This window comes from Pseudomonas sp. A (genome assembly GCF_056270345.1).
In genome coordinates, this window is the sequence record NZ_CM149873.1 from 2,073,760 (window position 1) to 2,098,485 (window position 24,726).

Here is a 24,726-nt window from a genome sequence, read left to right on the forward strand (position 1 = left end):
CCCAGGAACTTCCTGCGCGCTACCCGCTCTTATGCCGGTAGCCATTGGTCGCGGCCGCCTGCTAAGCTCGCGGCTTTACCCTGATTGCCCTCATGGCGCATGAACAAGGAAATTACATGAAACAGCATCGTTTGGCGGCCGCGGTTGCCCTGGTAGGCCTGGTCCTCGCGGGCTGCGACGCCCAGACCAGCAGCGTCGAGCTGAAGACTCCGGCACAGAAGGCCTCCTACGGTATCGGCCTGAACATGGGCAAGAGCCTGGCCCAGGAAGGCATGGACGACCTGGACTCGAAAGCCGTCGCCCAGGGCATCGAGGACGCGGTAGGCAAGAAAGAGCAGCGCATCAAGGACGAAGAGCTGGTCGAAGCCTTCACCGCCTTGCAGAAGCGCGCCGAAGAACGCCTGGCCAAGGCCAGCGAGGAAGCTGCCGCCGCCGGCAAGAAATTCCTTGAGGAAAACGCCAAGAAGCCTGGCGTGATCACCACCGCTTCGGGCCTGCAGTATGAAGTGGTCAAGAAGGCCGACGGCCCGCAACCCAAGCCGACCGACGTGGTCACCGTCCACTACGAAGGCAAGCTGACCGACGGCAAGGTCTTCGACAGCTCCGTCGAGCGCGGCAGCCCGATCGACCTGCCGGTCAGCGGCGTGATCCCGGGCTGGGTCGAAGGTCTGCAACTGATGCACGTCGGCGAGAAGTACAAGCTGTACATCCCGGCTGAGCTGGCCTATGGCGCCCAGAGCCCGAGCCCGCTGATCCCGGCCAACTCGGTCCTGGTCTTCGACCTGGAACTGATTGCCATCAAGGATCCGGCCAAGGCCGACCAGGCACCGGCCAAGTAATACCCGGCCCGTTGCAAGAAGACGCCCCGTTTCGACGGGGCGTCGTCGTTTTCAGTCCGGCTTGACGCGAACCGTCGGCGTCATTCACTGTCGCAAGCAGTAGCTGCGCAGACACGGGTGCCGGTGTCGCAAAACGTTTGCGCGATTGAAACGGTTGTGTAAAAAACGCCCGATTCGTACCTGGCCCTTGCCCGGCGGGCACCACGCGGCGCCAATGTCGCCCTGTTCACAAGGTTATCCACAATAAATGTGGATAACCCCTGCTCCTCTGGAGGTCCCATGAGCGCACCCTGGAATTTCGCCCGCTTCCTGCCCTTGGCCGAGCGCCTGCTCAGTCGTGGCCGGCTGCCGGCCCTGTTGTTCGCGGTGGCCCGCAAGGGGCCGAAGCTGGGCCAATTACGCGAGGACCTGCGCCTGATGCAGGCGCTGTGCCTGGCCTGGTGGCGTGGCGAGTACCGCGCCGTCAGCCCCAGGGCGCTGGTGACCATCGTTGCCGGGCTGCTGTATTTCGTAAGCCCCCTGGACGCCATCCCCGACTGGTTGCTGGGTGTCGGCCTGCTCGATGACATCGCCGTGCTGGGCTGGGTGCTCAAGACCGTGGCCGATGAGCTGGGCCGTTTCAAGGCCTGGCGCGATGCCCAGTCGCCGGAACGGCTGCGGGTGGTCGAGCGCCTGCCTGATACTCCCGAGGCCCTGCGCCTTGAGCGTCCTGGCAGCTGATTCCGCACAGACCCCCGAGGTTGGTAATATAATTGGCATAAGGGTTATGCCTACGGATTACATGCCGTAATCCAACGTCAAGGGGGTTGTATGGGTATTCAGGTCATCAGCCGGGACGGTCAGCCCGAGTACGCAGTGGTTCCCTGGGAGCAATATCAGAAGTTGCTGGCGGCCGCAGGCCAGGCGCCGGCCGTAGCTCCCGACTCAGTCAGTCACAACGAGAGCACTCAACCGAGCGCCAGCCAGTCCTCCCTGGACCAGCTGGCGTCCTTGCGTCAGGCCAAGGGCCTGGCCCCGGAGCAACTGGCACGCAGTGTCGGCATCAGCCCGGCCTACCTGGCGATGATCGAGTCCGGGGAGCGCCGCCCGGACGCTGCGATCCTGCGCAGCCTGGCCTGGCACCTGGGCGTGGCCGGCTGGAGCGAGCCGTCATGAGCCAGGTCAGGATCAGCCGTCAGCAGTGGCAGAGCCTGCTGACCGAGCTCGACCTGGCCCGCCGTCAACGCCACCTGCTCACCTACCGTGCGCTGCTCGAGCGTCTGCAATTGCCCAGCCCGGCCATGCAGACCCTGACGGCGGCCCTCGAGTACCTGGCGACGCTCGACGCCCGCGCCGAGCAGCCGCTGCGCAGCTCGCTGGTGATCAGCCAGGGGGCCAGTCGCCTGCCACGCACCGGGTTCTTCGAGTGCGTCGAGCGCCTGGGGCGGTTTTCCGGACCGGTGGATGGCATGGAGGCGGCATCCTGGCATGCCTCGGAAGTGGTGCGGGTGTTCGAGTATCGCTACCCGGAAGAAGCCTGAAATCGGGGCTGTAGGCTGGATTGCGGGAGCCGGCTTGTCGGCGAAAGGACCGCATAGCGGTCCCCTGGTTTAACTCAGCACAGTCGTATCGATCAGGCTCAGGCCTGAGCCACCGCCATCCTTGGCCTGGCGCTTGGCCTGGGAGGCGAGTTCGGCCAGTTGACCGGCATCCAGCCCGTCGCTGCTGTCGGGCTCCAGCCAGACCACGCCGATCGACAGTGACAGCAAGGCGAACGTCTCCCGCTGCCCCTGACGGTTGTGGGCGATGAAGCAGCCGGCCTCCAGGTGTTCGCTACGGTAGAAGCGCCGGCATTGCCGGCCAAAAGCCTCCAGCAGCAATTGCAGGCGCTCGCGCCAGTCCGCCGAACCCAGCACCAGCATGAAGTCGTCGCCGCCGATATGGCCGACGAAATCCCGGCTCGGATCGACGCAGTCGTTCAGGCACTGGGCCAGGCACAACAGCACTTCATCGCCTCGGGCGTAGCCATAGATATCGTTGAAGGGCTTGAAACTGTCGATGTCCACGTAGCACACAGCTGCCTTGCGCCGCTGCAACAGCAGGCGTGCCAGGCACTGCTGGATCGGCACGTTGCCCGGCAGCAGGGTGAGCGGATTGGCGTGCCTTGCCTGCTGGATCTTCTGCTCGGTGATCAGCTTGAGCACGTCGATCACCCGCCCAAGCCCCAGGTAACGCCCATTCTGGGTGATGATGAAGTCTTCCTCGATACGCTGGCGCGCACGGCTGGTAAGCAGGCGGCTGACCTGCTGCAGCGACTGGCCGCGCTCGACGGCGAGAAAATCCTGGCTCATCAGGCGGCTGATCGGCTTGCGCGCGAACAGGTCGGTGCCGAAAGGCTGGAGCAGGACGTCGGCGAGCGAGTGGCGGTGGACGATGCCACAGGGGCGACCTTGCTCGTCCAGCACGGCGAGGGAGTTGAGGTTGGCCTGTCGACGGAAAGCGTCGAGCACCTGCTGCGTGGCGGTGTCGAGGGTGACCGAGGGTTGCTGGATAAGCAGGGCGCTGAGGTCGCGGCTGTCCTCGCACAGCGCAACGCCCGAGCCTGTCACTGGGGGCGGCAGGCCGAGGCTGTCGCCTGCTGGAAACTCCTGAGGGCGGCCGAGCAGGTAGCCCTGGACCAGGGTCACCCCCATGTCGCCCAGCACTGCCAGCTCCTCGGCCAGTTCGATGCCCTCGGCGATCACCTGGGCGCGGGAGGCACGGGCGATCTGCAGGATGGAGCCGACGAACTCGCGCTTGAGCGGGTCCTGGTGGATGCCATCGATGAAATGACGGTCGATCTTCACATAGTCCGGGCGCAGCTCCGACCACAGGCGCAGGCTCGAGTAACCGGCGCCCAGGTCGTCCAGGGCAATGGAGAAACCCATGTCGCGGTAGTGGTGCAGGGCGTTGTACAGCAGCTGGAAGTCTTCGGTAGGCGTCTGCTCGGTCAGCTCGATGACTACTCGGCTGGGTGCCAGACCGACCTGTTCGAGCATTTTCAGGGTGCGCCCGGACGGGTAGTCGGGCTCGACCAGGGACTCGGGCGAGACGTTGAGGAACAACAGGCCCGGAAGGTTCAGCTCGCTGAAACGGCGGCAGGCGGTTTCACGGCACAGCACCTCCAGTTCGGCGAGGCGGCCGGCCTGGCGGGCGATGGCGAAGAGGTTCAGCGGCGAGTGCAGTGGGCTGTTGGACGGGCCGCGGCTCAGGGCCTCATAGCCGAGGATACGCCTTTCAGAGAGGCAGACGATGGGTTGGAACAGACAGTGGACGCTGCGTTGAGCCAGGATGGCGCTCAATGCGCTGAGCTGTTCGGTGACGGTCATGGACTGCTTCCTGAAGTGAAAAAGGCCGGACGCTTGCACGTCCGGCCCTTACATTTCACGACAGTCCGGTGACTGTTTGATGACAGGTCACATTATTTCGCCATCATTTCAGTGCTTGGCCACCGACGTGCTGAGGCTCAGATAGTCGAGCAGGATGCGACCGGTCTCGGACAGGTAGGCATCGTCCTCGGGCTTGGTGTCGTCCGGCTCGGCGGGCAGGGCGTCCTCGTCTTCCTTTTTAAGTTCCTTGAGCGGCTCTTCGCCCTTGGCCTTGCGGCGGATGTTCTCCAGCGCCAGCTGCTTGGCCTCGATCTCGTCGTGGCGGGCGCGACGCTGTTGCTCGTTGAGGCTGACGGTCTTCTCGTTCATCAGCTTCTGGGTCAGCGCCAGGCGGTCGCGAATGTAGACGAACTCGGCGTCCTTGTCGCTACGCGCCTCATGCTGCGCCTTGAGCTGGGCCAGGAACGGCTTGAACGGATCGAAGGCCGGCTTGACCACCGGGCGGATGGTGTCCCACGGCATGGCCTCAGGCAGCGCGCTTTCGCCGATTTCCTTGGTGTCGATGATCGACGGATAGGCGATGTCCGGCAGCACGCCCTGGTGCTGGGTGCTCTGCCCGGAAACCCGGTAGAACTTGGCCAGGGTCAGCTTGAGCTCACCATGGTTGAGTGGCTGGATAGTCTGCACGGTACCCTTGCCGAAGGTCTGGCCGCCGATGATCAGCGCGCGGTGGTAGTCCTGCATGGCACCGGCGAAGATCTCCGAGGCCGAGGCCGACAGGCGGTTTACCAGCAGCGCCAGCGGGCCTTTGTAGAAGGCGCCCGGGTTCTCGTCCTCGAGCACGTCGACACGGCCGTCGGCGTTGCGCACCAGTACGGTCGGGCCCTTCTCGATGAACAGGCTGGTCAGCTCGGTGGCTTCCTGCAGCGAGCCGCCACCGTTGTTGCGCAGGTCGATGACCACGCCGTCGACTTTTTCCTTCTGCAGCTCGGTGAGCAGCTTTTTCACGTCGCGGGTGGTGCTCTTGTAGTCCGGATCGCCGGCGCGATAGGCCTTGAAGTCCAGGTAGAAGGCCGGGATTTCGATGATCCCCAGCTTATAGTCACGCCCGTCCTGCTTGAGCTTGAGCACCGACTTCTTCGCCGCCTGCTCCTCGAGCTTGACCGCTTCGCGGGTGATCGAGACGATCTTGCTGGTCTGGTCGTTCGGCGCGTTGCTGGCCGGAATGACTTCCAGGCGCACCACCGAGCCTTTCGGGCCGCGGATCAGCTTGACCACCTCGTCCAGGCGCCAGCCGACCACGTCGACCATTTCCTTGTTGCCCTGGGCCACGCCGATGATCTTGTCTGCCGGGGCGACCTGCTTGGTCTTGGCGGCAGGGCCTGCCGGCACCAGGCGCACGATCTTGACCTGGTCGTTGTCACTCTGCAGCACCGCGCCGATGCCTTCGAGCGACAGGCTCATGTTGATGTCGAAGTTCTCGGCGTTGTCCGGCGACAGGTAGTTGGTGTGCGGGTCGTAGGACTGGGCGAAGGTATTGATGTAGGCCTGGAAGATGTCTTCCGCGCGGGTCTGGTCCAGGCGCGCCAGCTGGTTCTTGTAACGCTTGATCAGGGTTTCCTGGACCTGCTTGAGCTCCTTGCCGGAGATCTTCTGGCGCAGCACCTCGTCTTTCACGCGCTTGCGCCACAGGTCGTCGAGCTCGGCCTGGTTCTTCATCCAGGGCGCGTCCTTGCGGTCGACCAGCAGGTCTTCCTTGGCGCTGAAGTCGATCTTGTCGACGCCCTTGTTCAGCTCGCCCAGGGCATAGTCCAGGCGCTGCTTCACGCGGTCCAGGTAGCGCTTGTAGATGGTGAAGCCGGGTTCGAGGTTGCCGCTTTTGAGGAAGTCGTCGAACTGGGTCTTCCACTTGTCGAATTCGGCGATGTCGGCCGCGGTGAAGTAGCTGCGCGAAGGGTCGAGCAGCTTGATGTAGCTGTCATAGATGATGACCGAGCGGGCGTCGTCCAGCGGCGGCTTGCTGTAGTGGTGGCGCTTGAGCAGCTCGACGATGTTGAGGCTGGCCACGATCTCGTCGCGGTCCGGTTGCAGGCTGTCCCACTTGTTGGCGGCGGCCGCATTGCCACCGAGCGTGAGGCTGCCCAGGCCGATCAAGAGGGCGAGGGCGGTGCTGGGGAGGAAATGCTTCATGCTGATTCGACGTGGAGGCAATTGATCACGCATAGTAGGCCGTCTTTTCCGTTCGCCGGTTCCATTGGAGCCGGACGCATACTGCAAAAAGCCTGGGACGTGCTTATCCCAGGCTCAGTCATATGATTCAACTATGGAGGCACTGTGAAGGCATTGCAAGGCGTTGACGGACATGTGGCGTGGGTCGAGGCCGAGCGCCCGGCCTGCGATGCCGGGCAGGTGCGCATCCGCGTGGCCGCCGCCGGGCTGAACCGCGCCGACTTGCTGCAGCGGGCCGGACTGTACCCGCCACCGCCTGGCGCCAGTCCATATATGGGCCTGGAGTGCTCAGGGATCGTCGAGGAGGTCGGGGCTGGCGCCGATTGGCGCGTGGGCGACCGGGTCTGCGCGCTGCTGGCTGGCGGCGGCATGGCCGAGGAAGTCGTGGTCGACGCCCGGCACGTGCTACCGGTGCCTGAAGGCCTGAGCCTGCACGAGGCAGCGGCGGTGCCCGAGGTGTATGCCACGGCCTGGCTGAACATCTTCCAGCTGGGCGCGTTGAAAGCCGGCGAGAAGGTGCTGGTGCATGCCGGTGCCAGTGGTGTGGGCTCCGCGGCCATCCAGTTGTGCAAGGCGTTCGGCAACCCGGTGTGGGTCAGTGTCGGTTCGCCGGAGCGTCTGGCCTATTGTCAGTCCCTCGGCGCCGCCGGCGGCGTGGTGCGCAATGACAACCTCGACGATCTGGAGCAGCTCGGGCCGTTCGACGTGATCCTCGACCCGGTGGGCGCCAGCTATGGCCCGCTCAACCTCAAGCTGTTGGCCCGTGACGGGCGCTGGGTGATCATTGGCCTGATGGGCGGGCGCAAGGTCGAGCTGGACCTGGCGCTGGTGCTGGGCAAGCGCCTGGAGATTACCGGTTCGACCTTGCGCAACCGCGATGACGCGTTCAAGGCAGAGTTGTTGCGCGAGCTGCGCCAGCAGGTGTGGCCGCTGTTCGCCGAGGGGCGCCTGTCGCCACAGCTGGTCGACACCTACCCGGTGGCATTCGCCGAGGCCGCCTACGCGGAGCTGGCGAGCAACCAGGTGTCCGGCAAGCTGGTGCTGGTGATCGACCCTACACTTGTGTGATCTGGCGCATGCCCCTGTAGGAGCGGCCTTGTGCCGCGAAAGGGCTGCGCAGCGGCCCCGCGATTTTTGCACTAACACTGACATCCTGGGGCCGCTTCGCGACCCTTTCGCGGCACAAGGCCGTTCCTACAGGGATCGCGCAGACTGCCTACGGCACCAGGATGGTGTCCCGGGCCTCGGGCAGCATCCCCGGGTAGTCCAGGGTGTAGTGCAGGCCCCGGCTTTCCTTGCGCTGCATGGCCGAGCGGATCATCAGCTCGGCCACCTGCGCCAGGTTGCGCAGTTCGATCAGGTCGCGGCTGACCTTGTAGTTGCTGTAGAACTCGTCGATCTCGTCCAGCAGCATGCGCACCCGGTGCTCGGCGCGCTGCAGGCGCTTGCTGGTGCGCACGATGCCGACATAGTCCCACATGAACCGCCGCAGCTCGTCCCAGTTGTGGGCGATGATCACGTCCTCGTCCGAGTCGGTCACCTGGCTTGCGTCCCAGCAGGGCAGGGCGCGGGGCATGGCCACCTGCTCCAGGCGCGCCTCGATGTCGGCGGCGGCGGCGCGACCATAGACGAAACATTCGAGCAGCGAGTTGCTGGCCATGCGGTTGGCGCCGTGCAGGCCGGTGAAGCTGGTCTCGCCGATGGCGTACAGGCCGGGCACGTCGGTGTGGCCGTGCTCGTCGATCATCACCCCGCCACAGGTGTAGTGGGCCGCAGGCACCACCGGGATCGGCTGGCGGGTGATGTCGATGCCGAAGGTCAGGCAGCGCTCGTAGACCGTCGGGAAGTGGCTGGTGATGAAATCGGCCGGCTTGTGGCTGATGTCCAGGTAGACGCAGTCCACCCCCAGGCGCTTCATCTCGTGGTCGATGGCGCGGGCGACGATGTCTCGTGGCGCCAGCTCCTCGCGCGGATCGAAGCGCGGCATGAAGCGCTCGCCGTTGGGCAGGCGCAGCAGGGCACCCTCGCCGCGCAGGGCCTCGGTGATCAGGAAACTCTTGGCCTGTGGGTGGTACAGGCAGGTCGGGTGGAACTGGTTGAACTCCAGGTTCGCCACCCGGCAACCGGCGCGCCAGGCCATGGCGATGCCGTCGCCGCAGGCGCCGTCGGGGTTGCTGGTATACAGGTAGACCTTGGCCGCGCCGCCGGTGGCCAGTACGGTGAAGCGCGCGCCGAAGGTGTCCACCTCGCCGCTGTTGCGGTCCAGCACGTAGGCGCCCAGGCAGCGGTCGCCGTCCAGGCCCAGGCGGCGCTCGGTGATCAGGTCGACGGCCACGCGTTGTTCGAGCAGTTCGATGTTCGCGCGTTGCCGAGCCTGTTCCAACAGGGTGGTGAAGATCGCGGCGCCCGTGGCATCGGCGGCATGGATGATGCGCCGGTGGCTGTGGCCGCCCTCGCGGGTCAGGTGGAATTCGAAGCCGCCGTCGTCGACGCTGTAGTGTTCGTCGCGGGTGAACGGCACGCCTTGCTCGATCAGCCACTGGATGGCCTCGCGGCTGTGCTCGACGGTGAAGCGCACGGCGTCCTCGTGGCACAGCCCACCACCGGCGTTGAGGGTGTCCTCGACATGGGACTGCACGGTGTCGGTGTCGTCGAGCACCGCGGCGACGCCGCCCTGGGCCCAGAAGGTCGAGCCGTTGGCCAGGTCGCCCTTGCTCAGCACGGCGATGCGCAGGTGGCGCGGAAGGTTCAGTGCCAAGCTGAGACCGGCGGCACCGCTGCCGATCACCAGGACATCATGTTGGAATTGTTGGCTCATGTCGGGACACTAGTAATCTTTGGAAGGGGCACGGCACAATAGTCGAGCGCAGATGGCACTGTGAAACTATCGTGAAACCTGGCCGGGATGCCTTTATAGCAGCCCCGGGCGCCTGATTTCCAATGGCGCATACGGGTGGATGGCGATCTTTATGGGAACTTTCCGATACCCCTGGAAATCCTATGAAGGCTGCCCGTACGCCACAGATCGCCGCGGCGACGCAAGGCGGCAGCTCTATCTTGGGCTGGCACCTGCGTAATGAAACCAGATTATCGACGCAGCCGGCCGTGACCGCGCTGCGTCTTTCGTGCGAGCCGACCAAGGGCCGCAGGAAACTTGCTTGGAGGGGAGAACTTTTGCGCAAAGCCCGAGTCTATGGTTGCAAGCCTGAACGATGGCTGTTGCAGCGCTCCTTCGAGATCACTGAGGAGTGTTCATGCTAACCCAGGAAGAGGATCAGCAGCTTGTCGAGCGCGTGCAGCGTGGCGACAGGCGAGCTTTCGATCTGTTGGTGCTGAAGTATCAGCACAAGATTCTCGGGTTGATCGTGCGTTTTGTACACGACACCCATGAGGCGCAGGACGTGGCGCAGGAAGCCTTCATCAAGGCATACCGGGCGCTTGGGAATTTTCGCGGTGACAGTGCTTTTTATACCTGGCTGTACCGCATCGCCATCAACACGGCGAAGAACTACCTGGTGTCCCGCGGTAGACGGCCACCAGACAGCGATGTGAGCTCCGAGGATGCGGAGTTTTACGACGGCGATCATGGTCTCAAGGATCTCGAGTCCCCAGAGCGCGCGTTGTTGCGGGATGAAATCGAAGGCACTGTCCATCGCACCATCCAGCAACTGCCGGAAGACCTGCGTACAGCATTGACGCTGCGCGAGTTCGATGGACTGAGTTACGAGGACATTGCCAGCGTCATGCAATGTCCAGTGGGTACCGTGCGCTCTCGAATCTTCCGCGCTCGGGAGGCCATAGACAAAGCCCTGCAACCTTTGTTGCAGGAAACCTGAGACAGCGGCGACAGCCAAGAGAGGAACCGCCATGAGTCGTGAAGCTTTGCAGGAATCGCTGTCCGCGGTGATGGATAACGAAGCGGACGAACTGGAACTGCGTCGCGTGCTGAACGCCGTCGACGATGCCGAAACCCGTGCCACCTGGTCGCGTTACCAGGTTGCCCGCGCAGCCATGCACAAGGAGCTGCTGCTGCCCAAGCTGGACATCGCCTCGGCGGTTTCCGCGGCGCTGGCCGACGAGGCCGTGCCGGCCAAGGTCAAGCAGGGCCCGTGGCGCAGCATCGGCCGCCTGGCCGTGGCCGCTTCGGTGACCGTTGCCGTACTGGCCGGCGTGCGTTTCTACAACCAGGACGAGATCACTGGTGCCGAGCTGGCCGCCCAGCAGCCTGCCCAGCAGGGCCTGAGCATGCCACAGGCGCAAGGCCCAGCCGTATTGGCAGGCTATAGTGAAGGCAACGAGCAACCGACCGGGCCGATGGCCAACGGTGTGCTGCAGAACCAGGCCGGCTGGGATCAACGTCTGCCGGGTTACCTGCGCCAGCACGCCCAGGAGTCCGCGCTGAAGGGCAACGAGACCGCGCTGCCTTACGCCCGCGCCGCCAGCCTGGAAAACCGCTAAGTTAAGGAGGATCATGCGCGCGCTACCTCTCCTGTCGCTGCTGCTTGGCAGCAGCCTGACGGTGCAGGCCCTGGCCGCCAACTCCTCGCCCGAGGCGAGTGAGTGGCTGAACAAGCTGGCACGGGCCGAGCAGCAGCAGAGTTACCAGGGATCCTTCGTCTACGAACGCAACGGCAGCTTCTCATCCCACGATATCTGGCATCGCGTCCAGGACGGCAAGGTCAGCGAGCGGCTGCTGCAGCTCGACGGCTCGGCCCAGGAAATCGTGCGGGTCGATGGCAAGGTGCAGTGCGTCAGCGGCAACCTGGCCAGCAGCGTGGGCACACCGCCGGACAGCGCCCCGCGGGTGCTTGATCCCCTGAAACTGATGAGCTGGTACGACCTGAGCGTGGCAGGCAAATCACGCGTCGCCGGGCGCGACGCGGTGATTGTCGCGCTCACCCCGCGTGACCAGCATCGCTATGCCTTCGAATTGCACCTGGACCGCCGCACCGGCCTGCCCCTGCGCTCGTTGATGCTCAACGACAAGGGTCAGTTGCTCGAGCGCTTCCAGATGACCCGTCTGGACACCGACAATTTGCCGACCGATGCCGAACTGGGGGCCAGCGCGAGCTGCAAACCGGTCGAGCGCAAGGCTGCCGGCACCGCCGAAACCGTCGCCGGATGGCGTTCGGACTGGCTGCCGCCGGGCTTCGAGCTGGTCAACAGCTCGGTACGTCGCGATCCTGAACGCAAGAGCACCGTCAGCAGCCTCATGTATGACGACGGCCTCGCTCGTTTCTCGGTGTTCCTCGAGCCGATCGGCAACGAGGCCGGTATCGATACCCGTGCCCAGCTCGGTCCCACCGTCGCGGTGTCGCGGCGCCTGACCACGCCCAAGGGCAAGGTAATGGTCACCGTGGTCGGCGAGATCCCGCTGGGGACCGCTGAACGTGTCGCCCTGTCGATGCGGGCCCAGGATGCCCAGGCGCGTCAATGACGGCGCGCCTTCTGACAGCTCTTGTTACACAGAGCTGACATGAAATTAAGGCATTGTCATTTGCAATCCTGCCGCAAATTTTCTATAGGTCAGGCTTCTCGGAGTCTGGCCTTTCCTGCGTCTGCGGGAACCTTACTGCTAACTACGCTCGTTGTGACGGGAGCCGTATGTCAATACCACGCTTGAAAACCTACCTATCGATGTTCGCCGCGGTGCTCATGCTCGGCCAGGTGCTCAACGCCCAGGCCGAAGAGTCCCTGCCGGACTTCACCACCCTGGTCGAGCAGGCCTCGCCGGCGGTGGTCAACATCAGTACCAAGCAGAAACTGCCGGACCGCCGCGTCGCCGCCGGGCAGATGCCGGACCTCGAAGGCCTGCCGCCGATGTTCCGCGAGTTCTTCGAGCGCAACATGCCGCAGCAGCCGCGCTCGCCCCGTGGCGATCGCCAGCGCGAAGCGCAGTCGCTGGGCTCGGGCTTTATTATCTCCAGCGACGGCTATGTGCTGACCAACAACCACGTTGTGGCCGACGCCGACGAGATCATCGTCCGCCTGTCCGACCGCAGCGAACTGCAGGCCAAGCTGGTAGGCACCGACCCGCGCACCGATGTGGCCCTGCTCAAGGTCGAAGGCAAGAACCTGCCGATCGTCAAGCTGGGCGACTCGGAGAAGCTCAAGGTCGGTGAGTGGGTGCTGGCCATCGGCTCGCCGTTCGGCTTCGACCATTCGGTGACCAAAGGTATCGTCAGCGCCAAGGGCCGTACGCTGCCCAACGACACCTATGTACCGTTCATCCAGACTGACGTGGCCATCAACCCGGGCAACTCCGGTGGCCCGCTGTTCAACATGAAGGGCGAGGTGGTGGGCATCAACTCGCAGATCTTCACCCGTTCCGGCGGCTTCATGGGCCTGTCGTTCGCCATCCCGATCGACGTGGCGATCGATGTGTCGAACCAGCTGAAGAAAGATGGCAAGGTCAGCCGCGGCTGGCTGGGCGTGGTGATCCAGGAGGTCAACAAGGACCTCGCTGAGTCCTTCGGCCTGGACAAGCCGGCCGGCGCCCTGGTGGCCCAGGTCCTGGAAAACGGCCCGGCAGCCAAGGGCGGCCTGCAGGTGGGCGACGTGATCCTGAGCATGAACGGCCAGCCGATCGTCATGTCCGCCGACCTGCCGCACCTGGTCGGCAGCCTCAAGGACGGCGAGAAGGCCAAGCTGGAGATCATCCGCAACGGCAAGCGTCAGAACCTGGACGTCACCATCGGCGCGTTGCCTGAGGATGACGCCGACATCGGTCTGGGCGCGGGTGCCGATGGCAGCGCCGAGCGCAGCAGCAACCGTCTGGGCGTATCCGTGTCGGACCTGACCGCCGAGCAGAAGAAGTCGCTGGAACTCAAGGGCGGCGTGGTCATCAAGGAAGTCCAGGATGGTCCGGCGGCCATGATCGGCCTGCGTCCGGGTGATGTCATCAGCCACCTGAACAACCAGGCCATCGCCTCGGCCAAGCAGTTCACCGAGATCGCCAAGGAGCTGCCGAAGAACCGTTCGGTGTCCATGCGTGTGCTGCGTCAGGGGCGTGCCAGCTTCATCACCTTCAAGCTGGCTGAATAAGCGGGTTGAACAGTAGGGAAAGGGCAGCTTCGGCTGCCTTTTTTCATGAAATTTCACAATTCTCTGTAGGAGCGGCCTTGTGCCGCGATCGGGCGCGCAGCGGCCGCAGAGGCGCTGTCACCGCTCGCCAGGTGCAGCGCATGCTGGATATTGCGGCCGCTGCGCGCCCGATCGCGGCACAAGGCCGCTCCTACAGTGCGTAAGTGCACCCGATAGAGGAATCTCCCATATCCCTCCGGCTTGAGGTACAATTCCCGGCTATTTTTCGGCGGGCGTCCGGCTCGCAGCCTTTTCGAGTGTTGACCTGTGAGTGATTTGAGTCATATCCGCAATTTCTCCATCATCGCCCACATCGACCATGGCAAGTCGACGCTGGCCGACCGTTTCATCCAGATGTGCGGTGGCCTGACTGCGCGCGAAATGGAAGCTCAGGTTCTCGACTCCATGGATCTCGAGCGCGAGCGCGGTATCACCATCAAAGCCCACAGCGTCACGCTGCACTACAAGGCCCAGGATGGTAAGACCTACCAGCTGAACTTCATCGATACCCCCGGCCACGTCGACTTCACCTATGAAGTCTCGCGCTCGCTGGCGGCGTGCGAGGGTGCGCTGCTGGTGGTCGATGCCGGTCAAGGTGTCGAGGCCCAGTCCGTGGCCAACTGCTACACCGCCATCGAGCAGGGCCTGGAAGTCATGCCCGTGCTGAACAAGATGGACCTGCCCCAGGCCGACCCGGACCGCGTCAAGGACGAGATCGAGAAGATCATCGGCATCGACGCCACCGATGCCGTGGCCTGTAGCGCCAAGAGCGGCATGGGCGTCGACGAGGTACTCGAGCGCCTGGTGCAGACCATCCCCGCGCCGGAGGGCGAGATCGATGCGCCGCTGCAGGCACTGATCATCGACTCCTGGTTCGACAACTACCTGGGCGTGGTCTCGCTGGTGCGCGTGCGCCAGGGCCGCGTCAAGAAGGGCGACAAGATCCTGGTCAAGTCCACCGGCAAGGTGCACCTGGTCGACAGCGTCGGCGTGTTCACCCCGAAACACACCCAGACTGCCGATCTGAAAGCCGGTGAAGTGGGCTTCATCATCGCCAGCATCAAGGACATTCACGGCGCGCCGGTGGGCGACACCCTGACCCTGTCCAACACGCCTGAAGTCGAAGTGCTGCCAGGCTTCAAGAAGATCCAGCCGCAGGTCTACGCCGGCCTGTTCCCGGTCAGTTCCGACGACTTCGAGGACTTCCGCGACGCCCTGCAGAAGCTGACCCTGAACGACTCGTCGTTGCAGTACATGCCGGAAAGCTCCGACGCCCTGGGCTTCGGCTTCCGTTGCGGCTTCCTCGGCATGCTGCACATGGAGATCATCCAGGAGCGCCTGGAGCGCGAATACGACCTGGACCTGATCACCACCGCGCCGAGCGTGATCTACGAGCTGGAGCTCAAGACCGGCGAGACCATCACCGTCGACAACCCATCGAAGCTGCCGGACGTCTCGGCGGTCAACGACTTCCGTGAGCCGATCGTCACCGCGACCATCCTGGTGCCACAGGAGCACCTGGGCAACGTCATCACCCTGTGCATCGAGAAGCGTGGCGTGCAGCGCGACATGCAGTTCCTCGGCAGCCAGGTGCAGGTGCGCTACGACCTGCCGATGAACGAAGTGGTGCTGGACTTCTTCGACCGCCTGAAGTCGACCAGCCGCGGTTACGCCTCGTTGGACTACCATTTCGACCGTTACCAGTCGGCCAACCTGGTCAAGCTGGACGTGTTGATCAACGGCGACAAGGTCGATGCCCTGGCCCTGATCGTGCACCGCGACAATGCCGCCTACAAAGGCCGCGCATTGACCGAAAAGATGAAGGAACTGATCCCTCGGCAGATGTTCGATGTGGCGATCCAGGCAGCCATTGGCGGCCAGATCATCGCGCGGACAACCGTCAAGGCGCTCAGAAAGAACGTACTGGCCAAGTGCTACGGTGGTGACGTCAGCCGTAAGAAGAAGCTGCTGGAGAAGCAGAAGGCCGGTAAGAAACGCATGAAGCAGGTGGGTAACGTGGAGATTCCACAGGAAGCCTTCCTTGCCGTGCTCAGGTTGGATAGCTAGGTCCTATGTCGCTAAATTTCCCGCTGTTGCTCGTCATCGCCGTCGCCGTCTGCGGTCTGTTGGGTCTGATCGACCTGCTGTTCCTGGCCCCGCGCCGGCGGGCGGCGATCGCCAACTACCAGGGCAGCGTCAGCCAGCCCGAAATGGCCGTGGTCGAACGCCTGAACAAGGAGCCCTTGCTGGTCGAGTACGGCAAGTCGTTCTTCCCGGTGCTGTTCATCGTGCTGGTGCTGCGTTCGTTCCTGGTCGAGCCGTTCCAGATCCCGTCGGGGTCGATGAAGCCGACGCTGGAAGTGGGCGACTTCATCCTGGTGAACAAGTTCTCCTACGGCATTCGCCTGCCGGTGATCGACAAAAAGGTCATCGAGGTGGGCGATCCGCAGCGCGGGGATGTGATGGTGTTCCGCTACCCAAGCGACCCCAACGTCAACTACATCAAGCGTGTGGTCGGACTACCGGGCGACGTGGTGCGCTACACCAGCGACAAGCGACTGTTCGTCAACGGCCAGTCGATCGCCGAGCAACTGGTCGGCAGCGAGCCGGGTACCCTGGGCAGCGCCGAGCTGTACAAGGAAAAGCTCGGTGAAGCCGAGCACCTGATCCGCAAGGAAATGACCCGCTACCGCATGCCGCCGGACCAGCAATGGACCGTGCCGGCCGGTCATTACTTCATGATGGGCGACAACCGCGACAACTCCAACGACAGCCGCTTCTGGGATGACCCGAACATTCCCAAGGAGCTGCATGGCATGGTTCCGGACCGGAACATCGTCGGCAAGGCGTTCGCGGTGTGGATGAGCTGGCCGGAGCCAAAACTCAGCCACTTCCCGAACCTGTCGCGGGTCGGGCTGATCCATTGAGTAACGACGGCGCTGTCCACGGACAGCGCCGATTGCATTTCTGACATAGGCTGTGTTCTCAGGGAGCGAGAGCTTTCGCCGTTTCCGGCGACAGACCGCAGTCAAACCGTCTTTCAGGATGTTGATTTGAACAACGCGTTGAACATTGCACGGGTGGCCCCATGAGCGCTTCCCTGGCCCGCCTGGAGCGCAAGCTCGGCTACACCTTCAAGAACCAGGACCAGATGCTGCTGGCCCTGACCCATCGCAGCTATGCCGGGCGCAATAACGAGCGCCTGGAATTCCTTGGCGATGCCATCCTCAACTTCGTGGTCGGCGAGGCGCTGTTCGAGCGCTTCCCGCAGGCCCGCGAAGGCCAGCTGTCGCGCCTGCGTGCACGCCTGGTCAAGGGCGAGACCCTGGCCCGTCTGGCCCGTGGCTTCGACCTGGGCGAGTACCTGCGCCTAGGCTCGGGCGAACTCAAGAGCGGTGGCTTTCGTCGCGAGTCGATCCTCGCCGACGCCCTCGAGGCCCTGATCGGCGCCATCTACCAGGACGCCGACATGCAGACCGCCCGCGAGCGTATCCTGGCCTGGCTGACCGATGAGTTCGACGGGCTGACCCTGGTCGACACCAACAAGGACCCCAAGACCCGCCTGCAGGAGTTCCTGCAGTCGCGTGCCTGCGAGCTGCCACGCTACGAAGTGGTGGACATCCAGGGCGAACCGCACTGCCGGACCTTCTTCGTCGAATGCGAAGTGGTCCTGCTGAACAAGAAAAGCCGCGGCCAGGGCGTGAGCCGGCGTATCGCCGAGCAGGTCGCCGCTGCCGCCGCATTGATCGCCCTGGGCGTGGAGAATGGCAATGACTGAGAACACTTCGACCCGCTGCGGCTATGTCGCCATTGTCGGTCGCCCCAACGTGGGCAAGTCCACGCTGCTCAACCACATCCTCGGGCAGAAGCTGGCGATTACCTCGCGCAAGCCGCAGACCACCCGCCACAACATGCTCGGCATCAAGACCGAAGGTGACGTGCAGGCGATCTATGTCGATACCCCCGGCATGCACAAGGCCAACGACAAGGCGCTCAACCGCTACATGAACCGCAACGCATCGGCGGCCCTCAAGGACGTCGACGTGGTGATCTTCGTGGTCGACCGTACCAAGTGGACCGACGAGGACCAGCTTGTGCTGGAGAGGGTGCAGTACGTCACCGGCCCGTTGATCATTGCGGTCAACAAGACCGACCGCATGGAAGAGAAGGCCGAGCTGATCCCGCATCTGCAATGGCTGCAGGAACAACTGCCGAACGCCGAAGTGATGCCGATCTCCGCGCAGCAGGGGCACAACCTCGAAGCGCTGGAAGCCCAGATCGCCAAGCACCTGCCGGAGAACGAACACTTCTTCCCGGAAGACCAGATCACCGACCGCAGCAGCCGCTTCCTCGCCGCCGAACTGGTGCGCGAGAAGATCATGCGCCAGCTGGGCGCGGAGCTGCCGTACCAGATCACCGTGGAAATCGAGGAGTTCAAGCAGCAGGGCCATGTGCTGCATATCCATGCGCTGATCCTGGTCGAGCGTGACGGGCAGAAGAAGATCATCATTGGCGACAAGGGCGAGCGTATCAAACGCATCGGTTCCGAGGCGCGCAAGGACATGGAAGTGCTGTTCGACTCCAAGGTCATGCTCAACCTGTGGGTCAAGGTCAAGGGTGGCTGGTCCGACGACGAGCGCGCCCTGCGGTCGCTGGGTTACGGCGACCTGTAAGCCTCACCTGCGAACCCGTTTTTCCTGTGGGAGCGGGTTTACCCGCGAATGCGATAGTGAATCCACTGACGCTTTCGCGGGTAAACCCGCTCCCACAGGTGCATATGGCCTTCAGAGACAGTGCATGGACCAACCCACCCCCCAACCCGCCTACGTGCTGCACAGCCGCCCCTACAAGGAAACCAGCGCGCTGGTGGACTTCCTCACCCCCCAGGGGCGGGTGCGGGCGGTGCTGCGCCGGGCGCGGGGCAAGGGTGGCAGCCTGGTGCGGCCGTTCGTGCCGCTGGAAGTCGAGCTGCGCGGGCGCGGCGAACTGAAGAACGTCGGCCGCCTGGACAGCTCCGGCATCGCCGCCTGGCTGCATGGCGACGCGCTGTTCAGCGGGCTCTACCTCAATGAGCTGCTGATGCGTCTGTTGCCCGCCGAGGCGCCGCACCCGGCGTTGTTCGAGCACTACACCCTGACCTTGCAAGCCCTGGCCGTCGGACGGCCGCTGGAGCCGTTGCTGCGCTCCTTCGAATGGCGCCTGCTGGACGAACTGGGTTATGCCTTCGCTTTGGATCATGACGTCAACGACAGCGCCGTCGTCGCCGAGGGGCTCTATCGCCTGCAGGTGGACGCTGGCCTTGAGCGGGTCGAGCTGTTCCAGCCGGGGCTGTTCAAGGGCAGCGAGCTGTTGGCCCTGGCCCAGGCCGATTGGGAGGCGCCCGGCGCCTTGCTCGCCGCCAAGCGCCTGATGCGCCAGGCCCTGGCGGTGCACCTGGGGCCCAAGCCGCTGGTCAGCCGGGAACTGTTTCGCAAGCGCTGATCAGCACGTATGCTGTGGCCCTCAACCTTCAGGAGTGCCCCTTCGTGACTCACAGCAACCGCATGCTTCTCGGCGTCAACATCGACCACGTGGCGACCCTGCGCCAGGCCCGGGGCACCCGCTATCCGGACCCGGTCAAGGCCGCCCTGGACGCCGAGGAAGCGGGTGCCGACGGCATCACCGTGCACCTGCGCGAAGACCGCCGGCATATCCAGGAGCGCGACGTGCTGCTGCTCAAGGACGTGCTGCAGACCCGCATGAACTTCGAGATGGGCGTCACCGAAGAGATGATGGCCTTTGCCGAGCAGATCCGCCCGGCGCATATCTGTCTGGTGCCGGAAACCCGCCAGGAACTGACTACCGAAGGCGGCCTCGATGTGGCCGGCCAGGAAGCGCGGATCAAGGCGGCGGTCGAGCGCCTGTCGCGCACTGGCGCCGAGGTGTCGCTGTTCATCGATGCCGACGAGCGGCAGATCGAGGCTTCGCGCCGTGTCGGCGCGCCGGCCATCGAGCTGCACACCGGCCGCTATGCGGACGCCGAGACACCGACCGAGGTGGCCGAGGAGCTCAAGCGTATTGTCGATGGCGTGGCATTTGGCGTTGGCCAGGGCCTGATCGTCAATGCCGGCCATGGCCTGCACTACCACAACGTCGAGGCCGTGGCCGCGATCAAGGGCATCAACGAACTGAACATCGGCCACGCGCTGGTGGCCCATGCGCTGTTTGTCGGTTTCAAGGCGGCGGTAGCAGAGATGAAGGCACTGATCGTCGCCGCTTCGCGCTGATCAGCGCTCTTCAGTACCGGCCCTTTCGCGGGTAAACCCGCTCCCACAGATACTGGGCAAGCCCCAGGGCTGGTGAGATCCCTGTGGGAGCGGGTTTACCCGCGAAGAGGCCGGCGCTGGCGGTGGATCACTCGGCCTGGAACACCAGGGTGAAGCGAGTCGGGCCCGCTGGTTGGCTTTGAACCTCCACCCGCCCCCCATGCAACTGCATGATCGACTTCACGATCGCCAGCCCCAACCCTGTCCCGCCTTCCAATCGCGAACGCCCGGCCCCGGCCCTGTAGAACCGCTCGAACAGGTGCGGCAAATGCGCCTCGCCAATCCCCGGCCCGCGATTTTCCACCCACACGCAGACCTGGTCACCGACTCGCTCAATCCCCACGGCCACCGGCTGGCCTTCAGGGCCATGGCGAATCGCATTGCTCAGCAGGTTCGACAGCGCCCGCTGGAACATCAGCTTGTCCGCCATCGCGGTACCCCAGCCTTGCAAGTGCAGGGAGATGCCCTTGAGCTCGGCGCTGAAGGTGAACAGCTCACTCACCCGCGCCACTTCGTCTGCCAGCGCCACAGGGGTCAGTGCCACCTGGGTCTGCGGCTGGCTGACCTGGGCCAGGAACAGCATGTCGTTGATGATGCGGTTGAGCCGGGTCAGCTCTTCGACGCTGTCCTCCAGCGCCTCGCGATACTTGTCGCCATCACGCTCGCGGGCCAGGGTCACCTGGGCCTTGCCCATCAGGTTGCCGATCGGCGTGCGCAGTTCGTGGGCCAGGTCGTCGGAAAACTGCGACAGCTGGCGCACGCCCTGGTCGAGCCGGTCGAGCATGACGTTGATGGCACGGGCCAGGTCGGCCAGCTCGGCAGGCAGGCCCTCGTCCGGCAGGCGATGCGCCAGGTCCTGGGTCGAGACCTGCCCGGCGATCCGGCGAAAGTGCCGCAGCGGGCGCAGGCCGCGCTGCACCAGCTTCCACGCGGCGATGCCGATCAGCACCAGCAGCAGCGGCAGGGCCAGCAGGGTCGAGTTCAGGTAGGCCTGCAACAGGCTGTTGTCATCGCTGCGGTTGAGCGACATCAGCACCTTGACCGGGGTGTCGTCGCGCAGGCGCATCAGGCGGCTGGCAGTGAGGATCTGATTACCATCATCGTCGCGCCAGGTATGGAAGGTCAGCTGGTTGTCGGCCTCCTGGTTGAGCAGGTGCTGCGACTGCAGCGCCGGCCCCAGGCTGAGCAGGGCGGGGTGGCGGCCGTTGAGGGCCAGCACGCTGAGGCTGAGGTTGTCGTGCCCCATGACCAGGTCGAGCAGGGGGTGGGCGCGGGCACCCAGATCGTCGCTGCGCAGATCGACGCGCAGGTTGTGTTCGACCTGTTGCATCTTGCGCGCCAGGTCCTTACGCGCCCGGCTGTCCAACTCGTGGTCGAGGGCGAACACCGCCAGGCACGCCAGCAGCAAGACCAGCGCCGCGCCCAGCAAGGTGACGGTCAGGCCCAGGCGCAGCGACAGGCTGGAGCGCTTCACGTCCGTGCCTCGAGCACGTAGCCGACGCCGCGCAGGGTGTGGATCAGCTTGTCCTCGAACGGGTCGTCGATCTTTGCCCGCAGGCGGCGGATCGACACCTCCACCACGTTGGTGTCGCAGTCGAAGTTCATGTCCCACACCAGCGAGATGATCTGCGTGCGCGACAGCACCTCGCCGCTCTGGCGCATCAGCAGGTGCAACAGGGCGAATTCCTTGGCGGTCAGGTCGATGCGCTGGCCGCCGCGCCAGGCCCGGTGGCGGCCGGGGTCGAGTTCGAGGTCGGCGACCTTCAGCGTGCTTGGCTGCAGATGCTGGTCGTTGCGCCGCAACAGGCTGCGGATGCGCGCCAGCAGTTCGGGGAACTCGAAGGGCTTGAGCAGATAGTCGTCAGCGCCCAGGTCCAGCCCCTTGACCCGGTCGGCCAGGCGGCCATGGGCGGTGAGCATCATGATCCGCGTCGAGGATTCGGCGCGCAGGCGCTGCAGCACGCCCCAGCCATCGAGCCCGGGCAGGTTGACATCGAGGATCACCAGGTCGTACGCCTGCTGGCGGGCCAGGTGCAGGCCGTCGGTGCCGGTGTGGGCGCAATCGACCACGTAGCCGTTCTCGCGCAGGCCCTGTTGCAGGTAGTCGGCGGTGCGGGGTTCGTCCTCGATGATCAGTAGGCGCATGGTCGGGCTCTGTGTGGAAAGGGGGCGATTCTCGACCCTGTAGTGACATCAGGGTCAAGCGGCGAGGATGTTACTGGATGCGAATGGGCAAGCGGCGGGAATAACGGATTTGTAATACGCGGGTCATGTGCCTGACAGGGCGATCCTGTGGGAGCGGGCTTGCCCCGCGATGCGGTTGTCTTGCAGGACTGTAATGTCCGCCTCACCTTGGCGTTAGCTGCCGCTTGCGATGATGGCCCTGTCGAAACGGTTATCACGAGGCAAGCACAATGAACCTGACCAAGTACCTGCTGCTGGCGATTCTCGCCCTGGGCAGCACCAGCGTTTTCGCCGAAGGCGGCGCGGAGCGTTCGAAACAATTCTGGCAAGCGTTCCGCGACGACCAGGCGCGCCTGTACGGCGACAAGCAGCAGGCGCTGGCCGAGCGCGAGCGCAAGGCCGAGGACAAGGCCCGCGAACTGGCCAAGGACTGAGTACCACACACCTGCGCCGCGACAGCTCCTCGGCGCAGGTGAACCTGGGCGCCCGAACGGGCGCCTTTTTTTATTTGCGTGCCAGCAGCGTGGCGCGGCGTGGGGCCGGCAGGCCTTCGACGGTCTTGCCGTGGTCGTTCGGGTCGAGGAAGTCGCCCAGCGACTGGTAGCGCATCCACTCGGTGCTGCGCTGCTCCTCGACGCTGGTGACGCTGACATCGACGCAGCGCACATCGCTGAAGCCGGCGCGGCGCAGCCAGCGCTCCAGGGCCGGCACCGACGGCAGGAACCAGACGTTGCGCATCTGCGCGTAGCGATCCTCGGGTACCAGCACCTGGTTTTCGTCACCCTCGATCACCAGGGTTTCCAGCACCAGTTCACCGCCCTTGACCAGGCAGTCCTTGAGCGCCAGCAGGTGCTCGATGGGCGAGCGGCGGTGGTAGAACACGCCCATGGAGAACACGGTGTCGAAGCCTTCGAGGTTGGCCGGCAGCTCTTCGAGGGCGAACGGCAGGTGCCAGGCCGGCAGTTCAGGCAGGTACTGCTGCACGGCCTGGAACTGGCAGAAGAACAGCCAGTTGGGGTCCACGCCGATGACCATGTCGGCGCCGGCGCCGAGCATGCGCCACTGGTAGTAGCCGTTGCCGCAGCCGACGTCGAGCACGCGCTTGCCCTTGAGGTCCAGGTGCGGGCCGACCCGCGACCATTTCCAGTCCGAGCGCCATTCGGTGTCGACATGCACGCCGAACAGGTCGAACGGGCCCTTGCGCCAGGGCGACAGGCCCATCAACGCCTGGCGCATCTGCGCCCGGGTGGCGTCGTCGCAGGTGCAGTCCAGGCGCAGGCCGTCGGCCAGGTCGATCTCGCTCGGGGTCAGCTGCGGCAGTGCCTCGAGGGCGCCACGCCAGCGGTCGAGGTCGCCGTGGCCCTTTTCCAGCTTGGCTTCGAGTTGCGCCTGCAGGCCCTGGGACCAGGTGGCAAGGGGCGTGCCCGCCAGGCGGCGGACGAGGGGGGACAGATCGATCATGGCAGGGCTATCAGCGAGGCGAAGTTGAGGCATTGGAACCAAGGCACGACCTTGGAGAAACCGGCAGCGCGCAGGCGCTGTTCATGGGTCTCCAGGGTGTCGGGCTTCATCACGTTCTCGATGGCACTGCGCTTCTGGGCGATTTCCAGTTCGCTGTAGCCATTGGCACGCTTGAAGTCCAGGTGCAGTTCGTTGAGCAGGTCCTGCTCCTGCGCGTCGGTGAAGCGCAGTTTTTCCGAGAGGATCAGCGCACCGCCCGGCAACAGGGCCTGGCGGATGCGGCCCAGCAGCTCCAGGCGCTGCTCGGGGGCGACGAACTGCAGGGTGAAGTTCATCGCCACCACCGAGGCGGGCTCGAAGGGCAGGGCGAGGATGTCGGCCTCCAGCACCTGCACCGGCAGCAGCTCCTGGAACATCGAGTCCTGGGCGGTGAGGTACTGGCGGCAGCGCTCGACCATGGCCGCGGAGTTGTCCACCGCGATGACCCGGCAGCCGTCCGTGCGCACATGGCGACGCAGCGCCTGGGTCACCGCGCCCAGCGAGGCGCCGAGGTCGTACAGCGCGGAGTTCGGCTGGGCGAAGCGCGCGGCCAGCACGCCGAGGTTCTCGACGATGGTCGGGTAACCGGGCACCGAGCGCTTGATCATGTCCGGGAACACCTGCACCACGTCTTCGTTGAAGACGAAGTCGGGCACCTGCTCCAGGGGTTGGGCGAATAGGCGGTCGGGTTGTTTGCTCACGGGTGGGTCCAGGCGGCTGGCAATCTACAGGGGCGGCATTCTAGCCAAACCACGGCAAGCTTGCATGATTCGCTGACCGGCGCCGCCCGCTTACTTGACCCGGATGGCGCAATCGAAGGTCTGCACCGGGCGCACTTCCGGGGCCCACGGCTGCTGGTAGACCAGGATCAGGTGACCCTCGCCGGCGGCCTTGGCCTGGAAACGCCAGGTGGAAAGCCCGCCGCTGCCGACGATGCCGGCTTGTTCCGGTGAGTTGTATACCTCGGGGCCGAGGCTGCGCAGGATCTCCGGGGCCGGGTTCTGCAGCAGCCAGCGGTAGCCGGTGGTGGGGTTGCTGGGCAGCGTGAGGGTCATGGTCTGGCCGACGACCAGACGCTTGGGGCACTCGCTATCGCCGTCCAGTTCGACGGTGTGTTGCGGGTGCTGGGCGCAGGCTGTGAGCAGGGCCAGGCCCAGGGGGACGAGCAGACGAGGGGCGATCATGTTGGCTCCTGAGGCTGAAGTTGCCTGAGGATAACCGAAGCTGTCGGAAGTTTGT

24 protein-coding genes are annotated in these 24,726 nt (G+C 64.6%); 16 read left to right on the forward strand and 8 right to left on the reverse strand.

The window, feature by feature from the left end:
• Window positions 1–116 precede the first annotated feature (116 nt).
• From AC0MAZ_RS09405 to AC0MAZ_RS09420, 4 genes are all read left to right on the forward strand, one after another.
• Window positions 117–839 (forward strand): FKBP-type peptidyl-prolyl cis-trans isomerase, encoded by a 723-nt coding sequence (locus AC0MAZ_RS09405; RefSeq protein ID WP_050703977.1) that lies wholly within the window; start codon window positions 117–119, stop codon window positions 837–839.
• 279 nt (window positions 840–1,118) lie between these two features.
• Entirely contained in the window at window positions 1,119–1,559 is a 441-nt protein-coding gene (locus AC0MAZ_RS09410; protein ID WP_050703978.1) for a YkvA family protein, read from the forward strand.
• 90 nt (window positions 1,560–1,649) lie between these two features.
• A complete protein-coding gene (locus AC0MAZ_RS09415; protein ID WP_203647798.1) occupies window positions 1,650–1,994 on the forward strand; it encodes a helix-turn-helix domain-containing protein in 345 nt (114 codons plus the stop codon).
• Window positions 1,991–2,359, forward strand: coding sequence for a hypothetical protein (locus AC0MAZ_RS09420; RefSeq protein ID WP_050703980.1), 369 nt, complete (start codon window positions 1,991–1,993; stop codon window positions 2,357–2,359). Before AC0MAZ_RS09415 ends, AC0MAZ_RS09420 begins: the two co-directional genes overlap by 4 nt.
• 69 nt (window positions 2,360–2,428) lie before the next feature.
• On the opposite strand, the gene AC0MAZ_RS09425 is transcribed toward AC0MAZ_RS09420, so the two are convergent.
• Both AC0MAZ_RS09425 and AC0MAZ_RS09430 read right to left on the reverse strand, forming a co-directional pair.
• A complete protein-coding gene (locus AC0MAZ_RS09425; protein ID WP_267813760.1) occupies window positions 2,429–4,186 on the reverse strand; it encodes a bifunctional diguanylate cyclase/phosphodiesterase in 1,758 nt (585 codons plus the stop codon).
• 108 nt (window positions 4,187–4,294) lie between these two features.
• Window positions 4,295–6,376, reverse strand: a complete 2,082-nt coding sequence (locus tag AC0MAZ_RS09430) for a carboxy terminal-processing peptidase (protein WP_475860914.1) — start codon at window positions 6,374–6,376, stop codon at window positions 4,295–4,297.
• A gap of 144 nt (window positions 6,377–6,520) precedes the next feature.
• Here AC0MAZ_RS09430 and AC0MAZ_RS09435 point away from each other — a divergent pair, with 144 nt between their 5' ends.
• Window positions 6,521–7,483, forward strand: coding sequence for an NAD(P)H-quinone oxidoreductase (locus AC0MAZ_RS09435; RefSeq protein WP_232855780.1), 963 nt, complete (start codon window positions 6,521–6,523; stop codon window positions 7,481–7,483).
• A 148-nt stretch (window positions 7,484–7,631) separates the two neighbouring features.
• Here AC0MAZ_RS09435 and nadB read toward each other — a convergent pair whose 3' ends face one another.
• Window positions 7,632–9,233, reverse strand: coding sequence for an L-aspartate oxidase (nadB, locus tag AC0MAZ_RS09440; protein WP_203647795.1), 1,602 nt, complete (start codon window positions 9,231–9,233; stop codon window positions 7,632–7,634).
• Window positions 9,234–9,669: 436 nt separating this feature from the next.
• On the opposite strand from nadB, the gene rpoE reads away from it, so the two are divergent.
• From rpoE to pdxJ, 10 genes are all read left to right on the forward strand, one after another.
• Complete coding sequence (gene rpoE / locus AC0MAZ_RS09445; RefSeq protein ID WP_010220971.1) at window positions 9,670–10,251, forward strand: RNA polymerase sigma factor RpoE/AlgU; 582 nt, start codon at window positions 9,670–9,672, stop codon at window positions 10,249–10,251.
• A gap of 31 nt (window positions 10,252–10,282) precedes the next feature.
• Window positions 10,283–10,873, forward strand: coding sequence for a sigma-E factor negative regulatory protein (locus AC0MAZ_RS09450; RefSeq protein ID WP_203647794.1), 591 nt, complete (start codon window positions 10,283–10,285; stop codon window positions 10,871–10,873).
• A 13-nt stretch (window positions 10,874–10,886) separates the two neighbouring features.
• On the forward strand, window positions 10,887–11,852 hold the full coding sequence (locus AC0MAZ_RS09455) for a MucB/RseB C-terminal domain-containing protein (protein WP_203647793.1): 966 nt from the start codon (window positions 10,887–10,889) through the stop codon (window positions 11,850–11,852).
• A gap of 200 nt (window positions 11,853–12,052) precedes the next feature.
• Window positions 12,053–13,459 (forward strand): DegQ family serine endoprotease, encoded by a 1,407-nt coding sequence (locus AC0MAZ_RS09460; protein ID WP_420713659.1) that lies wholly within the window; start codon window positions 12,053–12,055, stop codon window positions 13,457–13,459.
• Window positions 13,460–13,765: 306 nt separating this feature from the next.
• Window positions 13,766–15,565 carry a translation elongation factor 4 gene (gene lepA / locus AC0MAZ_RS09465; RefSeq protein WP_110739522.1) on the forward strand — a complete coding sequence of 600 codons (1,800 nt, stop codon included), beginning with the start codon at window positions 13,766–13,768 and terminating at the stop codon, window positions 15,563–15,565.
• Between the two features lie 5 nt (window positions 15,566–15,570).
• On the forward strand, window positions 15,571–16,425 hold the full coding sequence (gene lepB / locus AC0MAZ_RS09470) for a signal peptidase I (protein WP_110739523.1): 855 nt from the start codon (window positions 15,571–15,573) through the stop codon (window positions 16,423–16,425).
• Window positions 16,426–16,586: 161 nt separating this feature from the next.
• The gene (gene rnc / locus AC0MAZ_RS09475) at window positions 16,587–17,276 is read left to right on the forward strand and encodes a ribonuclease III (protein ID WP_028690123.1); all 690 of its coding nucleotides are present in this window, start codon (window positions 16,587–16,589) and stop codon (window positions 17,274–17,276) included.
• A complete protein-coding gene (era, locus tag AC0MAZ_RS09480; protein ID WP_028690122.1) occupies window positions 17,269–18,171 on the forward strand; it encodes a GTPase Era in 903 nt (300 codons plus the stop codon). The genes rnc and era overlap by 8 nt, the downstream gene beginning before the upstream one ends.
• Before the next feature lie 124 nt (window positions 18,172–18,295).
• Complete coding sequence (gene recO / locus AC0MAZ_RS09485) at window positions 18,296–18,979, forward strand: DNA repair protein RecO (RefSeq protein WP_475860915.1); 684 nt, start codon at window positions 18,296–18,298, stop codon at window positions 18,977–18,979.
• Window positions 18,980–19,041: 62 nt separating this feature from the next.
• Window positions 19,042–19,764, forward strand: a complete 723-nt coding sequence (pdxJ, locus tag AC0MAZ_RS09490; protein WP_475861403.1) for a pyridoxine 5'-phosphate synthase — start codon at window positions 19,042–19,044, stop codon at window positions 19,762–19,764.
• Window positions 19,765–19,891: 127 nt separating this feature from the next.
• On the opposite strand, the gene AC0MAZ_RS09495 is transcribed toward pdxJ, so the two are convergent.
• Both AC0MAZ_RS09495 and AC0MAZ_RS09500 read right to left on the reverse strand, forming a co-directional pair.
• Window positions 19,892–21,277, reverse strand: a complete 1,386-nt coding sequence (locus tag AC0MAZ_RS09495) for a heavy metal sensor histidine kinase (RefSeq protein WP_475860916.1) — start codon at window positions 21,275–21,277, stop codon at window positions 19,892–19,894.
• On the reverse strand, window positions 21,274–21,948 hold the full coding sequence (locus tag AC0MAZ_RS09500) for a heavy metal response regulator transcription factor (RefSeq protein WP_050703990.1): 675 nt from the start codon (window positions 21,946–21,948) through the stop codon (window positions 21,274–21,276). The genes AC0MAZ_RS09495 and AC0MAZ_RS09500 overlap by 4 nt, the downstream gene beginning before the upstream one ends.
• 269 nt (window positions 21,949–22,217) lie before the next feature.
• Here AC0MAZ_RS09500 and AC0MAZ_RS09505 point away from each other — a divergent pair, with 269 nt between their 5' ends.
• On the forward strand, window positions 22,218–22,421 hold the full coding sequence (locus AC0MAZ_RS09505) for a hypothetical protein (protein ID WP_475860917.1): 204 nt from the start codon (window positions 22,218–22,220) through the stop codon (window positions 22,419–22,421).
• A 70-nt stretch (window positions 22,422–22,491) separates the two neighbouring features.
• Here AC0MAZ_RS09505 and cmoB read toward each other — a convergent pair whose 3' ends face one another.
• The 3 genes from cmoB to AC0MAZ_RS09520 form a co-directional block, all read right to left on the reverse strand.
• A complete protein-coding gene (cmoB, locus tag AC0MAZ_RS09510) occupies window positions 22,492–23,448 on the reverse strand; it encodes a tRNA 5-methoxyuridine(34)/uridine 5-oxyacetic acid(34) synthase CmoB (RefSeq protein ID WP_475860918.1) in 957 nt (318 codons plus the stop codon).
• On the reverse strand, window positions 23,445–24,188 hold the full coding sequence (cmoA, locus tag AC0MAZ_RS09515; protein ID WP_050703993.1) for a carboxy-S-adenosyl-L-methionine synthase CmoA: 744 nt from the start codon (window positions 24,186–24,188) through the stop codon (window positions 23,445–23,447). Before cmoA ends, cmoB begins: the two co-directional genes overlap by 4 nt.
• A gap of 90 nt (window positions 24,189–24,278) precedes the next feature.
• Window positions 24,279–24,671: a protease inhibitor I42 family protein gene (locus AC0MAZ_RS09520; RefSeq protein WP_203647786.1), complete on the reverse strand. Its 393-nt coding sequence runs from the start codon at window positions 24,669–24,671 to the stop codon at window positions 24,279–24,281.
• Between the last annotated feature and the right edge of the window lie 55 nt (window positions 24,672–24,726).

Bases quoted from the DNA above. Each gene is read 5' to 3' on its own strand.
- AC0MAZ_RS09500 (WP_050703990.1), bottom strand. From the start codon at position 21,948: ATGCGCCTACTGATCATCGAGGACGAACCCCGCACCGCCGACTACCTG.
- lepB (WP_110739523.1), top strand. From the start codon at position 15,571: ATGTCGCTAAATTTCCCGCTGTTGCTCGTCATCGCCGTCGCCGTCTGC.
- AC0MAZ_RS09420 (WP_050703980.1), top strand. From the start codon at position 1,991: ATGAGCCAGGTCAGGATCAGCCGTCAGCAGTGGCAGAGCCTGCTGACC.
- AC0MAZ_RS09405 (WP_050703977.1), top strand. From the start codon at position 117: ATGAAACAGCATCGTTTGGCGGCCGCGGTTGCCCTGGTAGGCCTGGTC.
- pdxJ (WP_475861403.1), top strand. From the start codon at position 19,042: ATGCTTCTCGGCGTCAACATCGACCACGTGGCGACCCTGCGCCAGGCC.
- AC0MAZ_RS09505 (WP_475860917.1), top strand. From the start codon at position 22,218: ATGAACCTGACCAAGTACCTGCTGCTGGCGATTCTCGCCCTGGGCAGC.
- nadB (WP_203647795.1), bottom strand. From the start codon at position 9,233: ATGAGCCAACAATTCCAACATGATGTCCTGGTGATCGGCAGCGGTGCC.
- AC0MAZ_RS09460 (WP_420713659.1), top strand. From the start codon at position 12,053: ATGTTCGCCGCGGTGCTCATGCTCGGCCAGGTGCTCAACGCCCAGGCC.
- era (WP_028690122.1), top strand. From the start codon at position 17,269: ATGACTGAGAACACTTCGACCCGCTGCGGCTATGTCGCCATTGTCGGT.
- AC0MAZ_RS09415 (WP_203647798.1), top strand. From the start codon at position 1,650: ATGGGTATTCAGGTCATCAGCCGGGACGGTCAGCCCGAGTACGCAGTG.
- AC0MAZ_RS09425 (WP_267813760.1), bottom strand. From the start codon at position 4,186: ATGACCGTCACCGAACAGCTCAGCGCATTGAGCGCCATCCTGGCTCAA.
- rpoE (WP_010220971.1), top strand. From the start codon at position 9,670: ATGCTAACCCAGGAAGAGGATCAGCAGCTTGTCGAGCGCGTGCAGCGT.
- AC0MAZ_RS09410 (WP_050703978.1), top strand. From the start codon at position 1,119: ATGAGCGCACCCTGGAATTTCGCCCGCTTCCTGCCCTTGGCCGAGCGC.
- recO (WP_475860915.1), top strand. From the start codon at position 18,296: ATGGACCAACCCACCCCCCAACCCGCCTACGTGCTGCACAGCCGCCCC.
- AC0MAZ_RS09430 (WP_475860914.1), bottom strand. From the start codon at position 6,376: ATGAAGCATTTCCTCCCCAGCACCGCCCTCGCCCTCTTGATCGGCCTG.
- rnc (WP_028690123.1), top strand. From the start codon at position 16,587: ATGAGCGCTTCCCTGGCCCGCCTGGAGCGCAAGCTCGGCTACACCTTC.
- AC0MAZ_RS09450 (WP_203647794.1), top strand. From the start codon at position 10,283: ATGAGTCGTGAAGCTTTGCAGGAATCGCTGTCCGCGGTGATGGATAAC.
- cmoB (WP_475860918.1), bottom strand. From the start codon at position 23,448: ATGATCGATCTGTCCCCCCTCGTCCGCCGCCTGGCGGGCACGCCCCTT.
- AC0MAZ_RS09455 (WP_203647793.1), top strand. From the start codon at position 10,887: ATGCGCGCGCTACCTCTCCTGTCGCTGCTGCTTGGCAGCAGCCTGACG.
- AC0MAZ_RS09520 (WP_203647786.1), bottom strand. From the start codon at position 24,671: ATGATCGCCCCTCGTCTGCTCGTCCCCCTGGGCCTGGCCCTGCTCACA.